General features: G+C 58.3%; 14 protein-coding genes and 1 pseudogene. 11 read left to right on the top strand and 4 right to left on the bottom strand.

All coding sequences use genetic code 11. The annotated features are described in order from the left end of the window. Nucleotides 1–315 precede the first annotated feature (315 nt). The 3 genes and pseudogenes from HX823_RS02295 to HX823_RS02285 all read left to right on the top strand — a co-directional run bounded on the left by HX823_RS02295 (nt 316) and on the right by HX823_RS02285 (nt 2,505). Nucleotides 316–1,566, top strand: coding sequence for a ribonucleotide-diphosphate reductase subunit beta (locus HX823_RS02295; RefSeq protein WP_005790649.1), 1,251 nt, complete (start codon nt 316–318; stop codon nt 1,564–1,566). A 62-nt stretch (nt 1,567–1,628) separates the two neighbouring features. Then, nucleotides 1,629–1,791, top strand: a pseudogene (locus tag HX823_RS02290) (HNH endonuclease); the annotation flags it as partial. Nucleotides 1,792–1,863: 72 nt separating this feature from the next. Continuing rightward, complete coding sequence (locus HX823_RS02285) at nt 1,864–2,505, top strand: HAD-IB family hydrolase (RefSeq protein ID WP_038846731.1); 642 nt, start codon at nt 1,864–1,866, stop codon at nt 2,503–2,505. A 124-nt stretch (nt 2,506–2,629) separates the two neighbouring features. Here HX823_RS02285 and HX823_RS02280 read toward each other — a convergent pair whose 3' ends face one another. Together HX823_RS02280 and HX823_RS02275 are read right to left on the bottom strand one after the other, a co-directional pair. Beyond that, nucleotides 2,630–2,854: a hypothetical protein gene (locus tag HX823_RS02280; RefSeq protein ID WP_177074033.1), complete on the bottom strand. Its 225-nt coding sequence runs from the start codon at nt 2,852–2,854 to the stop codon at nt 2,630–2,632. Nucleotides 2,855–3,042: 188 nt separating this feature from the next. Further along, a complete protein-coding gene (locus HX823_RS02275; RefSeq protein WP_177074032.1) occupies nt 3,043–4,002 on the bottom strand; it encodes a LysR family transcriptional regulator in 960 nt (319 codons plus the stop codon). Nucleotides 4,003–4,195: 193 nt separating this feature from the next. On the opposite strand from HX823_RS02275, the gene argH reads away from it, so the two are divergent. The 7 genes from argH (at nt 4,196) to HX823_RS02240 (ending at nt 11,059) form a co-directional block, all read left to right on the top strand. Beyond that, nucleotides 4,196–5,623, top strand: coding sequence for an argininosuccinate lyase (gene argH / locus HX823_RS02270; protein WP_177074031.1), 1,428 nt, complete (start codon nt 4,196–4,198; stop codon nt 5,621–5,623). 119 nt (nt 5,624–5,742) lie between these two features. Further along, a complete protein-coding gene (locus tag HX823_RS02265) occupies nt 5,743–6,621 on the top strand; it encodes an amino acid ABC transporter permease (protein ID WP_016979819.1) in 879 nt (292 codons plus the stop codon). Nucleotides 6,622–6,645: 24 nt separating this feature from the next. Then, nucleotides 6,646–7,410 (top strand): amino acid ABC transporter ATP-binding protein, encoded by a 765-nt coding sequence (locus HX823_RS02260; RefSeq protein ID WP_010208290.1) that lies wholly within the window; start codon nt 6,646–6,648, stop codon nt 7,408–7,410. Between the two features lie 25 nt (nt 7,411–7,435). Then, complete coding sequence (locus tag HX823_RS02255; RefSeq protein WP_038846737.1) at nt 7,436–8,257, top strand: ABC transporter substrate-binding protein; 822 nt, start codon at nt 7,436–7,438, stop codon at nt 8,255–8,257. Between the two features lie 171 nt (nt 8,258–8,428). Next, nucleotides 8,429–9,598, top strand: coding sequence for an MFS transporter (locus tag HX823_RS02250; protein ID WP_177074030.1), 1,170 nt, complete (start codon nt 8,429–8,431; stop codon nt 9,596–9,598). A gap of 54 nt (nt 9,599–9,652) precedes the next feature. Then, nucleotides 9,653–10,600 carry a hypothetical protein gene (locus HX823_RS02245; protein ID WP_177074029.1) on the top strand — a complete coding sequence of 316 codons (948 nt, stop codon included), beginning with the start codon at nt 9,653–9,655 and terminating at the stop codon, nt 10,598–10,600. 93 nt (nt 10,601–10,693) lie between these two features. Next, nucleotides 10,694–11,059, top strand: a complete 366-nt coding sequence (locus HX823_RS02240; protein ID WP_177074028.1) for a helix-turn-helix transcriptional regulator — start codon at nt 10,694–10,696, stop codon at nt 11,057–11,059. 4 nt (nt 11,060–11,063) lie between these two features. Here the strand turns inward: HX823_RS02240 and HX823_RS02235 are convergent, their stop codons facing one another. Then, complete coding sequence (locus HX823_RS02235) at nt 11,064–12,002, bottom strand: GlxA family transcriptional regulator (RefSeq protein WP_033901940.1); 939 nt, start codon at nt 12,000–12,002, stop codon at nt 11,064–11,066. Between the two features lie 114 nt (nt 12,003–12,116). Here HX823_RS02235 and HX823_RS02230 point away from each other — a divergent pair, with 114 nt between their 5' ends. After that, nucleotides 12,117–12,920, top strand: coding sequence for an SDR family oxidoreductase (locus tag HX823_RS02230; RefSeq protein WP_177074027.1), 804 nt, complete (start codon nt 12,117–12,119; stop codon nt 12,918–12,920). On the opposite strand, the gene HX823_RS02225 is transcribed toward HX823_RS02230, so the two are convergent. Beyond that, nucleotides 12,904–14,406 (bottom strand): amidase family protein, encoded by a 1,503-nt coding sequence (locus HX823_RS02225; protein WP_177074026.1) that lies wholly within the window; start codon nt 14,404–14,406, stop codon nt 12,904–12,906. The genes HX823_RS02230 and HX823_RS02225 overlap by 17 nt on opposite strands. Nucleotides 14,407–14,408 lie beyond the last annotated feature (2 nt).

The raw sequence follows: 14,408 nt of genomic DNA, 5'->3' as shown, positions 1-14,408 counted from the left end.
TTTGTCTGCGATCCGTGACCATCCGCCACAACACAAAGTCGATTTTTTCCCTATAATGCGCGGGTAAATCGGGCCTGCAATATCCCTTTACACTGGGATGAAGAGCCAGACCTGAGGCCTCCCGCTGGAGCAAGCACCTACCGCTCCGCACCTCAAGCCTCACGCAGACCACCCGTAACCCTATTCCGTTTAATGCGTGCGCTAGCTGCAACAAACGATTCCTTAAGATCCACCGCGGCCTCAGGGCCGTGTGAACACCCAACCATCCGGTTTCACACGGGCACCTTTGAGCCCTCACGCAGGAGACGACACGTCATGCTGAGCTGGGACGAATTCGACAAAGAAGAAGAAGGCGAAGTAGCCACCAAAGGCGCCAACGCCGGCCACGCCACCGAAGCCAACATGGACCGCCTCGACGGTGCCGGCGCTGCCGCCGCCATCGAAGCCCGCGCCGTCACCGCCAGTGACTCCGCCGCCATCGTGCGCGCCAAGGCCGCCCTCGACAAACTCGACGTCGCCGAAGGCCTCGCCGAGCTGGAAGGCTCCGCCGCCCGCGTCGCCGTTGACGAAAAACGCATGATCAACTGCCGCGCCGACCTCAACCAACTCGTACCCTTCAAGTACGACTGGGCCTGGCAGAAGTACCTCGACGGCTGCGCCAACCACTGGATGCCGCAAGAGGTCAACATGACCGCCGACATCGCGCTGTGGAAAAACCCCGAAGGCCTGACCGACGACGAACGCCGCATCGTCATGCGTAACCTGGGCTTCTTCTCCACCGCTGACTCCCTGGTCGCCAACAACCTGGTGCTGGCCGTGTACCGCCTGATCACCAACCCGGAGTGCCGCCAGTACATCCTGCGCCAGGCCTTCGAAGAGGCGATCCACACCCACGCCTACCAGTACTGCATCGAATCGCTGGCCATGGATGAAGGCGAGATCTTCAACATGTACCACGAGATCCCTTCGGTCGCGAAAAAAGCCGCCTGGGGCCTGAAGTACACCCGTTCGATCTCCGATCCGAAGTTCGAAACCGGCACCGTCGAGACCGACAAAGAGCTGCTGCGTAACCTGGTCGCCTACTACTGCGTGCTGGAAGGCATCTTCTTCTACTGCGGCTTCACCCAGATCCTGTCCATGGGCCGTCGCAACAAAATGACCGGCGTCGCCGAGCAGTTCCAGTACATCCTGCGCGATGAGTCGATGCACCTGAACTTCGGTATCGATGTGATCAACCAGATCAAAATCGAAAACCCACACCTGTGGGATGCCGAGATGAAGGAAGAAGCGACTCAGATGATCCTGCAAGGGACTCAGCTGGAGATTGAATATGCGCGCGATACCATGCCGCGTGGCGTGCTGGGGATGAACGCGGCGATGATGGAGGACTACCTCAAGTTCATCGCCAACCGTCGTCTGTCGCAGATTGGCTTGAAGGAAGAGTATCCAGGGACGACTAACCCGTTCCCATGGATGAGCGAGATCATGGACTTGAAGAAAGAGAAAAACTTCTTCGAAACCCGTGTGATCGAGTACCAGACTGGCGGCGCGCTGAGCTGGGATTGATTCCTCAGCTCATCAACCCCATTAAGCCCTGACACGTTCAGGGCTTTTTTATGCCTGCTGAATTGCCACGTCTTGAAGCACATCAGGCGCACCGACTCGCCCAGAAGGGTTCGGATCGCATCACCAATGCTGTAGCCTTGTGCCCCAATTGCCATCAGCGTAGTGATCGGAATGCCTTCACCGAGGTGGCTTTACGCCAAAGTCGGAAGATTGGCACCGGAGTAAACTCCCGCTGTCACACCTGATGAACACTCAAAAAATACCAGATAGGACCGAGGCCAACCCGTGACCCCAGACATGCTCGAAGCCGGCCCCGCTGACGCCAAAGTACTTTCCGTCTTTGACTTCGACGGCACCCTGACCCACCACGACAGTTTCGTACCCTTCCTCAAGTTTGCCTTCGGCCCTGGCGAGTTCTATGGCCGGATGGTCAAGCTGGCGGTGCCGGGGCTGCGCTTTTTGGTGCGGCAGATCAGCCGGGATGAGTTGAAGGCGCAGTTGATCCGCACCTTTATGACCGGGGTGGAGAAGGCGTGGGTGCAGCAAAAGGCCGAGGAGTATTGCCAGAAGACCTGGGCGCGGTTGATGCGGCCGACGGGGGTTTTGTCGGTTGAGCAGGAGTTGGGCTCCGGGGCGGAGGTCACGCTGTGTTCGGCGTCGCCGGCGTTGGTGTTGCAGCCGTTTGCGAATCGGCTGGGGATCAAGTTGATCGGGACTGAGCTTGAGGTGGTGGATGGGGTACTGACCGGCAAGCTCACCGGGAACAACTGCCGGTGTGAGAACAAGGTGCTGCGGCTTGAAGCGGTGTATGGGGACCTGGGCGAGTATCGGCTCAGGGCCTGGGGCGATACGCGTGGGGATCGGGAGTTGCTGGCGGCGGCGCAGGATGCGCATTTTCGGCATTTTCATGCGAAGAAGAAGCGCAAGCAACTGCGGTAGTCGCGCACTAGCATGGGGTGCTAGGGGTTGAGAGATTGAATTACGTTGCCCCGAAATCTCGTTTTCATTAAGCCCAATCTGGAAGATTGGGCTTTTTTATACGCGCTCTGCGTCGATACCTAACTCAATTCTTTCGGACGGTTTCTGTCTCAGCCTCGTTGATCAGATCGTCGAGGGGCACATGAATGGGCGTTTCACTGGCGTCGAGCCGTTCCTGACCTATCTGATTCAATTCCAGAACCTCCAATCGGTCATCCTCAGACATAAAGTCGTCAGACACTGATTCGCCATGGAGAAAATAGCTGTCCCAGGTGCTTCTTGCTGGGGGGCTGTTTTTTGTTTCAGTCATGGGCATCCCACCTTTTGGCTGGCTGAAGACAATACAAGTCAGTTTGTTTGTTGCCTAGGCGGAAAATGTATCGATGCTGATGGCTGATTCGGCAGGGAACCCGGGTCGATCCCTTCGTAGCCTCGCTGGGGCTCGACAACTCCCACATTTGATCTTTGTCGGCTCGTTAATCGGTGTTCAACGGGTGTTTATGTCGTGGCTTTGAGGTCCACGCCCAACGCTGTGGCGAAGGCTTTTACCATCGGGCTTCTGGGGGCGTTGTGGCGCAGGATGAGGTTGAAGGCGGTGCTGAGGTGAACCTGCTCCGGGCACAGTGCGCGCAGGCGCCCTTCTCTCACCAAGGGCATGGCGTAGTGTTCGGGCAAGAAGCCGAGGAAACGGCCAGTGAGGATCAGGATCGCGACGGCTTCGACTTGTGAGGCCGAGGCGGACTGGCTGTCGTAGTTGACGAAGTTGACCTTGTCGCGGTGGATCGCATACCGGTGGTTCACTACTTCGTATTGGCGCAGCACGTCGGGCGTGATGTCGCTCGCGTTGAACAGTGGATGTCCTACAGCACAGTAGGCGTGAGCCTTTTCTTCGTACAGTGGGAAATAGTCGAATTCTTCGCGGCGTTGGTACACAGGCACGATGCCGACAATCAGCCGCCCTTCCACTACGCCGCGTTCAACTTCGTCCAATTGCGAGGCATGTAGGCGCAATCTAATCTTGGGTGATTCGCTATGTAATTTCCCCAGTGCAGTAATGAGCGGGGAATTAACGTCGGAAACGGTGTTATCAATAACCCCCACACTAAGGTCGCCAATAAGCTCGTTTTGCGCCGAACTAAGCTTGTCGCGAAAACTGTCCACCGAGGTAAATAATTCGATGGAGGCTTGATATACCAGCTTGCCTTCTTCGGTCAGCCCGAACCCTTCCCGCCCCCGTGTACACAGGCGCATGCCGATGCGGATTTCCAGGTCGGAGATCTGTTTGCTGATCGCCGCCAGGCCCACGTTCAGCTCGTTTTGCGCGGCGCTGAAGCCGCCCGCTTCGACCACGGCCATGAACACGCGCAGCAATTTGAAGTCCAGCCCGCTCAACTGCAGGGGCGGTCTTGTGCCGGGTTTTGGCGGCAGGTTTCCAGAAGTGGAAAGTGGGGTTTCCATAATACGCGTTGACCTCAAGTGCCATATTCAACAGGCTTCAACCCAATCCTTGAACATAGCCAGGCGGCGATAATGAACATAAACATCCGCCCTTGGCAACCTTGAATACGGCGCGTCAGACGCTGGTTCAGTCTAGTTGAAAACTTATTTTTACTGCCTCCGACTCTTCTAAAAACAAGCGTGAGGAATACCCATGTCCCAGCCCACCGACCGCCTTTGGGGCGCTCGTTTCAAGACCGGTCCGTCTGCTGCATTGGCCGCATTGTCCCGTTGCCCTGAGCGCTATTTCCGCCTGACGCCCTACGACCTGGCAGGCTCGCGTGCCCATGCCCGTGAGTTGCAGCGCGCCGGTTTACTGGACGAGTCGGAAACCCTGCGCACCCTAGAGGCCCTGGATGGTATTGGCGCAGATTTCGCTGCCGGCAACCTGCATCCAACCCTGGATGACGAGGACGTACACACCTTCATCGAGCGCGTATTGACTGAGCGCCTCGGCGCCCTGGGCGGCAAGCTGCGCGCCGGGCGTTCGCGTAACGACCAGACCGCCAATGACCTGCGGCTTTTCCTACGCGACCATGCGCGCACCATCACCACCGAGGTGCTGGGTTTGCAGCAGGCGTTGGTGGAACAGGCCGAGCAGCATATCGAGAGCATCTGCCCCGGCTTTACCCATTTGCAGCAAGCGCAACCGATTGTGTTTGCTCATCACTTGCTGGCTCACGCGCAGTCAATGTTGAGGGATGTGCAACGTCTGGTGGATTGGGATGCGCGCACGGCCTTGTCACCCTTGGGTGCCGCCGCCATGGCAGGTTCTGCGATTGCCCGTCAGCCAGAGCATTCAGCCAAGGAAATGGGCTACACCGGGCCGTGCGAAAACTCCATCGACGCCGTCGCCAGCCGTGACCATGTCGCGGAATTCCTGTTTGTGGCGGGCATGCTCGGGGTAAATATTTCGCGTCTTTCCGAAGAGTTTTGCCTGTGGTCGTCACGACAGTTTCGCTGGGTGGTATTGGACGATGCCTACGCTACGGGCAGTTCGATCATGCCGCAGAAGAAGAACCCGGACATTGCCGAATTGGCGCGGGGCAAGGCTGGGCGGTTGATTGGCAACCTGACGGGGTTGATGTCGACGCTCAAGTCGCTGCCACTGTCGTACAACCGCGATTTGAGTGAAGACAAGCACAGCGTGTTGGACAGTGTGGATACCTTGCTGCTGGTGTTGCCGGCGATGGCCGGGATGGTCGCGACCATGAAGGTGCAGGTGGAAGAGCTGCGCAGGCAAGCGCCGATGGGTTTTACCTTGGCGACGGAAGTGGCGGATTGGTTGGCCACCCGTGGTGTGCCGTTCAAAGAGGCGCATGAGATTACCGGCGCCTTGGTGCAGGCCTGTGAGAAGTATGAGATTGAATTGTGGGAAGCCTCCCCGGCGATGTTGGCGGAGGTGGATGCTCGGTTGACGCCTGAGGTGCGCGACTGCCTGACATTGGAAGCGGCGATTGCAGCCCGCAGTGGATGGGGTGGGACGGCGCCGGAGCGGGTCCGGGAGCAGATTGGGCGGTTGAAAGTGGCATTGGCCGAACAGCAAAAATGGACAGAGAGTTACCAAGGATTTCGCATTTAAGCCTGTGGGTGATGAGGTGTCTGGCCGGGCGCTTTCGCAGGCAAGCCAGCTCCCACATTGGATCGGGTTTCAACAGTTGGACCGAGTACAGCGGTAGTCGCTTTTTTTGGAGATTCACCATGAACCAAACCCCGGCAGAGCGCTTGGAAGCCGAGCGCAAGTTGTCCGAGAACCAGTTCGATATCACGCAGTACGAACACGTGCCGCGTCGTTATTACGGGCGGATGTTTTTTGCCACCTTGATCGTGATCGTGTTGGCCGCGCTGTTGCGCGCATTTGCCAATGGCCAGATCGAATGGTCCTACATCGGTCAGTTCCTCACGTCTGAGGCCATCCTCTGGGGTCTGGTGAACACCATTGTCATGTCGATTTTGGCGATGGCACTGGGTGTGGTGATCGGGGTGATCACCGCGATCATGCGCATGTCGGCCAACCCGATCCTGCGTTACGTGGCCATCACTTACACCTGGCTGTTTCGCGGTACACCGTTGATCCTGCAGCTGCTGCTGTGGTTCAACCTGGCGTTGATCTTCCCGGTGATCGCGATTCCCGGCCTGTTCAGCATCGACACCGTCGACCTGATGACGCCGTTCGTGGCCGCCCTGCTCGGCCTCAGCATCAACCAGGGCGCCTACACCGCCGAGGTGGTGCGCGCCGGCCTGTTGTCGGTCGATACCGGCCAGTATGAAGCCGCCAAGTCCATCGGCATGCCGAGCCTTCAGGCGTTGCGTAGGATCATTCTCCCGCAGGCGATGCGAGTGATCATTCCGCCTGTAGGCAACGAGTTCATCAGCATGGTGAAAATGACCAGCCTGGCCAGTGTGATCCAGTACTCGGAGCTGCTGCACAACGCGCAAAACATCTACTACGCCAACGCGCGGGTCATGGAGCTGCTGATCGTGGCCGGCATCTGGTACCTGGCGGTGGTGACTGTTCTTTCATTTGGTCAAAGCCGCCTCGAGCGTCGTTTTGCCCGCGGCGCCGGCAAGCGTTCGTAATTCTGGGTTGAGGAGATTTGCCCCATGAGAAGCATCGTCAAGGCCGTCAACCTGAACAAGTATTACGACCAGTATCACGCGCTGCGCGACATCAATATCGAGGTCGAGCAAGGCGAAGTGATGTGCATCATCGGCCCGTCGGGGTCCGGTAAAAGCACCCTGCTGCGTTGCGTCAACCAACTGGAAAAAATCGACAAGGGCGGCCTGTGGGTCGACGGCGAACTGGTGGGTTACCGCGTCGTCGGCAACAAGCTGCATGAGATGAATGAATCACAGATTGCCCGCCAGCGTTTGGCCACTGGCATGGTGTTCCAGCGCTTCAATTTGTTCCCGCACATGACCGTATTGCAGAACATCATCGAAGGCCCCTGCCAGGTGCTCAAGCGCTCGCCCAAGGAAGCTATCGAAGATGCGTTGGAACTGCTGGCCCGCGTGGGCCTGGCGGACAAGCGCAATGCCTACCCGGTGGAGTTGTCCGGCGGCCAGCAACAGCGGGTAGCGATTGCCCGCGCGTTGGCCATGCGCCCCAAGTTGATGTTATTCGACGAACCCACGTCAGCCCTCGACCCGGAGTTGGTAGGCGAAGTGCTGTCGGTGATGCGCGACCTGGCCACCACCGGCATGACCATGATCGTGGTCACCCATGAGTTGGGCTTTGCCCGCGAAGTCTCCAACCGCATGGTGTTTATGGATGCCGGCCAAATTGTGGAAGCCGGCAGCCCGGAAGAAATTCTAATAAGCCCACAAAACCCGCGTACCCAAAGCTTTATTTCTGCCGTTCGCACTTAACTAAAAAACAAACGAGAACGCCCCCATGAAAAAATTGTTTATCCCAACGTTGCTTGCAGGCCTGATGGCCTCCTCCGCTGTTTTCGCGGCATTGCCGGCGGCAATCAAGGACAAGGGCGAGATCAGCGCGGCCATCGTGCCGAACTATCCGCCGATGGATTTCAAGGACCCGGCCACCAACAAGATCACCGGCCTGGACTTTGACCTGGGCAACGCCCTGGCCGAGCGCCTGGGCGTGAAGATCAAGTGGCAGGAAACCGGCTTCGAGCAGATGCTCAGCGGCTTGACCACCAAGCGCGTGGACATCGTGCTGTCGGGCATGTCCGACACCGCCGAACGCCAGAAGGCCGTGACCTTCATCGACTACTTCACCAGCGGCCCGCAGCTCTACACGCTGGCCAAGCGTGAAGACCTCAAGGAATTGACAGACCTGTGCGGTAAAAAAGTCGGCACCAGCCGCCGTACCACCTGGCCGTCGGAAATTGCCGCATGGAGCAAGGAAAACTGCGAGGCGGCGGGTAAGCCGGCGATCGTGGTGATCGGCACCGAAGGTTCGGCGGATGCGCGGGCACAGTTGCAGCAGAACCGGTTGGACGCGGCGATGCAGGGCAGCGAGACCATTCCTTATTTAATGTCGTTGGATAAGGGCAAGTACAAGCCGGTGGGCCTGGCGATTTCCAAGCAGTTCACGGGGCTGGGAATCGAGAAGAGCAACACTGAGCTGGTCACCGCGATCAGTGAAGTGTTGCAGGGCATGATCGATGACGGCACGTACGGCAAGATCCTGAAGAAGTGGGATCTGGAGCAAGGTGCTGTAGAGAAGATCACCATTAACTCCGGCCAGTAATTGGGAAGCGCTTTTTGTGGCGAGCGAGCTTGCTCGCGTTGGGGTGCGAAGCGCCCCTGAAAGCCGGTGACTGCTGCGCAGTCAAACGGGAGCAAGCTCCCTCGCCACAGAAGCCCGTTCCACCTGTGATGTGTGTTGCGTTGAAAAAATAATAAGGACACTCGCCCCGCCGTGGCCACCTACTCCCTGGTAATCCGTCGCCTGATGATTTGCTCGCTGACCATCGTCATCAGCCGGGCCATGACCAGTCCCTTGATGACCTTGCTGCTGAGCCGACGCCTGGGCCTCGACCAGCAGGACATCGGCTTGCTGATGGGCATCGCGGTGTTCACCGCCACCTTGATGGGCCTGTACGGCGGCTACGTCATCGACCGCATGGAAAAGCGCAAATTGCTGATCCTGGCGATGCTCTCCAGCTCCATCGGTTTTCTGTTGCTGACCTTTGCCACCAACCTCTACCTCACCACTTTGACGCTGGTGATTACCGAGTCGGCATCGGCGCTGTTCCTGATCGGCTCCAAGGCGATCATCAGCGAGAACCTGCCGGTTGAGCAGCGCGCCAAGGTGTTTTCCCTGCGCTACACCCTCACCAATATCGGCTATGCCACGGGCCCTATGGTCGGCGTGGTGATTGCCGGGCAGATGCCGCTGTTGCCATTCATGTTGTCCAGTGCCATTGCGTTTATCAGCGTGTTCCTGATGATCGGCATCCCGCCCACCCAGCGTGATGAAAGCAGCAAACCCTTGAGTTTTCTCAGCACCCTCAAGACCCTGCGCAACGACCGTAGCCTGGTGCTGTTCACCGGCGGCAGCCTGTTGAGCACCATCGTGCATGGCCGCTACACCTTGTACCTGTCGCAATTTCTGTTGGTGATCCACAACCCGGATGATGCGCTGAAGATTCTTTCCGCGGTCCTAGCTTGTAACGCCATTACCGTGATGTTGCTGCAATACCAGATCGGCCGCTTCCTCAAGCGCGAGCAATTGCGCTACTGGATCCTGCTGGGCACTGCGCTGTTCATCGGTGGACTGATCGGCTTCAGCCAGGCTGACAGCCTGCTGTCGTGGTGTGTGGCGATGTTCGTGTTTACGTTGGGCGAGATGATTATCTTCCCATCCGAGTTCCTGTTTATCGACACCCTCGCCCCCGAGTCGCTGCGGGGCAGTTACTACGGCGCACAGAGCCTGGCGGCCTTTGGCGGCGCGCTGAGCCCGGTGATTTGTGGCTATCTATTGATCAACTCACCGCCGACCACGATGTTTTATGCACTGGCCGGGTTGACGGCGGTGGGCGGAACGCTGTGTTTCTTGAGCGGGCGACGGGTTGCAGGTTCTTGCTGATATTTACGCAAGATCCCGCTATTAATAGCGAAACCTCTCACGGACCCGAGCCCCATGAAATTCGACACGGCTTACAGCCTGAGTCTCGATGACAAGCTGTCGATCTACGACGTACGAGACCTGAATTTCGACGAAACAACCGACTTCGACTCAGACAAGGACAGCTTCCTCTGCCCTAATGATGAGTGTCGCGCGGCGTTTGATACCGGCAACGCACTGAGCACCTTCAACGCCAAAAACGTCAATTACCTGCGCACGCCGCATTTCAAGAACAAGACCAGCACCCGGCATATCGACGGTTGCCGTTACGCCAGCACGCACAAGACTGCGACAGGTGAAAATGACGACGAGCGTGAGGACAATTTCCCATCGGAGTTTGTACTCACCCGTCGTCAGTACGAACGCAAAACCCCGCCTGTCGGGGCAGAGGGAAACATCTCACACGATCCCGTGAAGGCGCCTTCAAATCGAAGCTATGTCTCCCACAGCGCCAGTGACAGCACTCCAGACAAAACCAGCGTGTTCGCCCACCCCGTGGAATGTTTCGTGTCTAACATCGACGACAAGGACAAACTCAAGTCCATGCCGTTGAAGATTGGTGAGCACGCCGCAACCTACTGGACGTTTTTCAAGAAGATCGAGTACTTGCAGGACAACAAGGGCCTGATCTACTGGGGCAAGATCAAGGCGATCAAGGACTACACCAGCAGCTTTCGCATCGACTTCGAAAAGAAGGTGTGGCTCGACAAGAAGCCCTACTCGGTCAACGTTTACTTGAGCAAAAAGCTCATCGAGAACTACCGCAAGCGCAAAGCATTTTTAGAGCAGATCAAGGCAGCAGTGGACAGTGAGCGCGCGTTGTACTGCTTCTTCTATGGGGTGACGCCGGAACTGAAACAGGTGCCGAGCAAGAAGAACCCCGAGCAAACGTTCGGGGTCTTCAGCGCGAACATCGAAAATCTGGACCATCTGATCATTCGGGAGGCGCCAGGGGTGGAATAGCGGGTCCGCGAGAATCCAGTTGATGAGCGGTCAAAACAACTGTACAAAAACACAGTATAGTTTGTCCTCCCCCGTCGAACCTGGAGAAAACCCATGTCCTCTCTGGCAATGAGCTCTTTCGTAGAACAGCAGATCGTCCTGCATCAATTCACCGCCAAGCACAGCGTTCAGGCCCGCGCGATGCTGGGCTGGAGCCGGGAAGACCTGGCTTGCCAGGCCGGTGTGGCGGTTGAAGCGGTTCAACAGTTTGAACACCAACAGGACGTGAGTGATGAAACCCGCCTGGCCTTGGCGTTTCGGTTGGAGGCTGAAGGGCTGGTGTTCTTCCCAGGGTTTGCGCCGGGGTGGGGGATGAGTGCGCGCCGGTTCGACACCGAAGAACCGGAGCCTGTAGCGCAAGGCATCCTCTCTCGCTTGATAGGTTCAACGTCGGCCCCCCTTAAACCTAGTGGTGCATAGAGCCTCAGGCCTGCAGTTGCAGCGCCCGACGCATCATCTGCGGCGGTTGGCCAAAGGCCCTCAGGAAGGCGCGGCGCATGCGTTCCGGGTCGCCGAAGCCGGTTTCGCGGGCGATGATGTCGATGGAGTGATCGCCAGATTCAAGCAGCAGGCGGGCTGCCTCGATGCGCAACCGCTCGATAGCCTTGGCGGGAGACTGGCCGGTTTCGGCACGGAACAATCGGCTGAATTGGCGCGGGCTCAAGTGCGCAACTTCAGCCAACTGCTCTACTGAGAGATCGTCCTGCAAGTGCTGCCGGGCGTAGACCAGGGCGGTTTGCACGCGGTCGGATTTGGGGTCGATTTCCAACAGTGCGGAAAATTGCGACTGGCCGCCTGCACGGCGATGGTAGACCACCAATTTACGCGCTACTGCACGTGCAACCTCGACACCCAGGTCATGCTCGACCAAGGCCAGGGCCAGGTCGAGGGCGGCGGTCAGGCCGGCGGAGGTCCAGAGCGGGCCATCGACGGTGAAGATCCGGTCTTCCTCCAGCCGTACATTCGGGTAGGCCTGACGAAAGGTGTGGGCGTGATACCAATGGGTCGTCGCTTTGCGGCCCTCCAGCAACCCGGCGGCGGCCAGATAAAAGGAGCCGGTGCAGGCCGATGTCACACGACGCGAAGTGAGCATGGCTTGCTGCAAATAAGTGAGCATGCCGGGTGTGGCTTGCAGCAGTTCGTTGTCTCCCACCACCAGCAATGTGTCGTAGTGCTGTTGGCCGAAGGGCATGGTAGCGATGGCAAAGCCCATGGAGCTTTTGATCGGCCCACCGTGTTCCGACAACAGGTCCACGCGATAGAACGGCTGGTCCAACTCGAAATTGGCGAATTCGAACACGGTACTGGTGCCCAGGCTGAGCATCTGGAACCCGGGAAACAGCAGAATACCGATGGATACCATGGCGAAACCTCATGTCCTGAAAGGAGGGATATACGACATTGCAGCCAATACATTACACCCATAATCTTGGCTCCAACAAGGCCGCCCTTCCCCGGCCCTTCTGGAGCAACTGCAATGACTCAATCCAAAGGTTATGCCCTGATCACTGGCGCTTCGTCCGGGATCGGTGCCGTGTATGCCGACCGCCTGGCTCGCCAGGGTTACGACCTGATGCTGGTGGCACGCAATCAGCAACGACTCGACCAACTGGCGGCCCGACTGAAAGTCGAGACCCAACGGGACATCCAGGTAGTGGCCGCCGATCTCAACTTGCCTGCCGACCTGTCGCGCATAGAACAGATTCTGCTTGAAGACAGCCGCATCAGCCTGCTGGTGAACAACGCCGGCGTTGGTGCGACGGCGTCATTGCTGGCCTCTGACCCGGACAAGATGGACGCCATGATCCTGCTCAATGTCCTCGCGCTCACTCGCCTGGCAAAAGCCGCCGCGACAAACTTTGTCGCCCAGGGTCGTGGCACCCTGATCAACATCGGCTCAATCGTCGCGGTCGCGCCTAGGTTGTTGAATGGTGTGTACGCCGGCACCAAGGCTTTTGTGCAGGCGTTCAGCGAATCCCTCCACCATGAGCTGAGTGACAAGGGGGTCAGTGTTCAAGTGGTGCTGCCCGGCGCCACCGCCACCGAGTTCTGGGATGTTGCGGGGCTGCCCGTGAACAACCTTCCCGATACCATCGTCATGAGCACGGAAAATCTGGTGGATGCAGCACTGGCAGGCCTTGCCCAGGGCGAAAAGGTGACCATCCCGTCGTTGCCCGACAGCCTCGACTGGGACGCCTACGAAACAGCACGCCTGGCCCTGGGGCCCAACCTGTCGCATCGCTCCCCCGCAGCACGCTATGGCATCAAAGCGCCGGTTTAACCGCTACTTGAGCGGCCTGCTCATACCCATGGGCCACTGCCAGCAAGGTGGGTTCGGTCCATTGGGTACCAAAAAAGTAGGCACTGGTGGGTAGGCCATCCTCATCTACGCCAGACGGTACGGCGATTCCAGGATAGCCAGCCGCTGCGACACCGAAGTAACTGTTGGTGTCGAAATCCGACACCATCGCGTCCAGGTTTTCTGCCTTGATCGGGTCATCGATCGTGTTTCTGAAATCCTGAATGAGCGCATCCCAAAGTGGCTTGCGTTCCTCTGGCGTCAGGGTTGAGGCGCTGATTTCCTTGAGCGCTGGCTGATGATCCGTCTCACTGCCGTCACGTAGATCATTGAACCGGATCAACTCGGTCAACGATTTGACCGGCAACCCCGAACGTTTGCCCAGATAGGTGTTCAGCTCCTCTTTCACATCCGAGAGCAGCAACTCATCGTAGCGCGAGGCATCAGCCAGCCGCAGGTTGACCGGCACCAACACCGCGCCTTGCTCGCGAAGCACTTCCAGTGTCCGATTGAACTGCGCGCTGTTCTCCACAGGCAAGGTTTCACCCTCTTTGGAGAATGTGGCGGGGTAGCCGATACGCTTGCCTCTCAAAGCGCTTGGAACCAGCAACTGCGTGTAATCGATACCTTGAGGCGCTCCCGCACTTGCCGGGTCCTTAGGATCACTGCCAGACATGGCATTGAGCATCAGGGCAGCGTCATACACCGAACGCGTCATCGGGCCCGGTGTGTCCTGGTGATGGCTCGCGGGAATAATCCCGTTGCGGTCCAACAGGCCGACAGTGGGCTTGAGCCCGACAATACCGTTGCGTGCTGCCGGCACAATGATCGAACCGTTGGTTTCGGCCCCCACCGCCAGGGGCGCCAACCCGGCTGCAACAGCAGCGGCAGAACCCGAGCTGGACCCCCCAACATCGGCATCTGATTGATGAGGATTTCGGGTCTGCCCGCCCCGACTGCTCCAGCCATCCGGACCTCCACGGAACCCCGCCATTTCGGTCATATTGGTTTTACCGAGGATCACCGCGCCCTGCTTGATCAGGTAATCCACCAACGGGGCATTCTTGCCGGCCGCAGCACCGACCAACCCAAACGCACCGGCACTGGTTTGCATATTTTCGGTTTCGATCGTGTCCTTGAGCAAGACGGGGATGCCATGCAGGGGCCCGCGCACCTTGCCGCTGGCTCGCTCACGGTCCAACTCGAGCGCGGTCTCAAGTGCCTTGGGGTTGAGTTCTATGACGGAGCTGAGTTGCGGATCCAACCTGCGGATCCGCTCCTGCAGGTAAGCGACCAGACTGGCTGAGGTAAGTCCGCCCGACTGGGCCATTTGCGCGCCAAGCTCTTTGACACTCAGGTACTCAGTGCCAGCGGGCACGGGTGTTGAAACAGCGGGTGAGTAGTCTCCGGCAAACGACTGTACGACTTGCCGGACCATGGAGCCCATCCCATACGCGATACCTAACATAC

It is taken from the genome of Pseudomonas sp. P7759, assembly GCF_013386445.1.
Lineage (GTDB): Bacteria > Pseudomonadota > Gammaproteobacteria > Pseudomonadales > Pseudomonadaceae > Aquipseudomonas > Aquipseudomonas azotoformans_A.
Note: the sequence above shows the minus strand (reverse complement) of the source record. Positions and strands in the feature narration are given on the sequence as shown.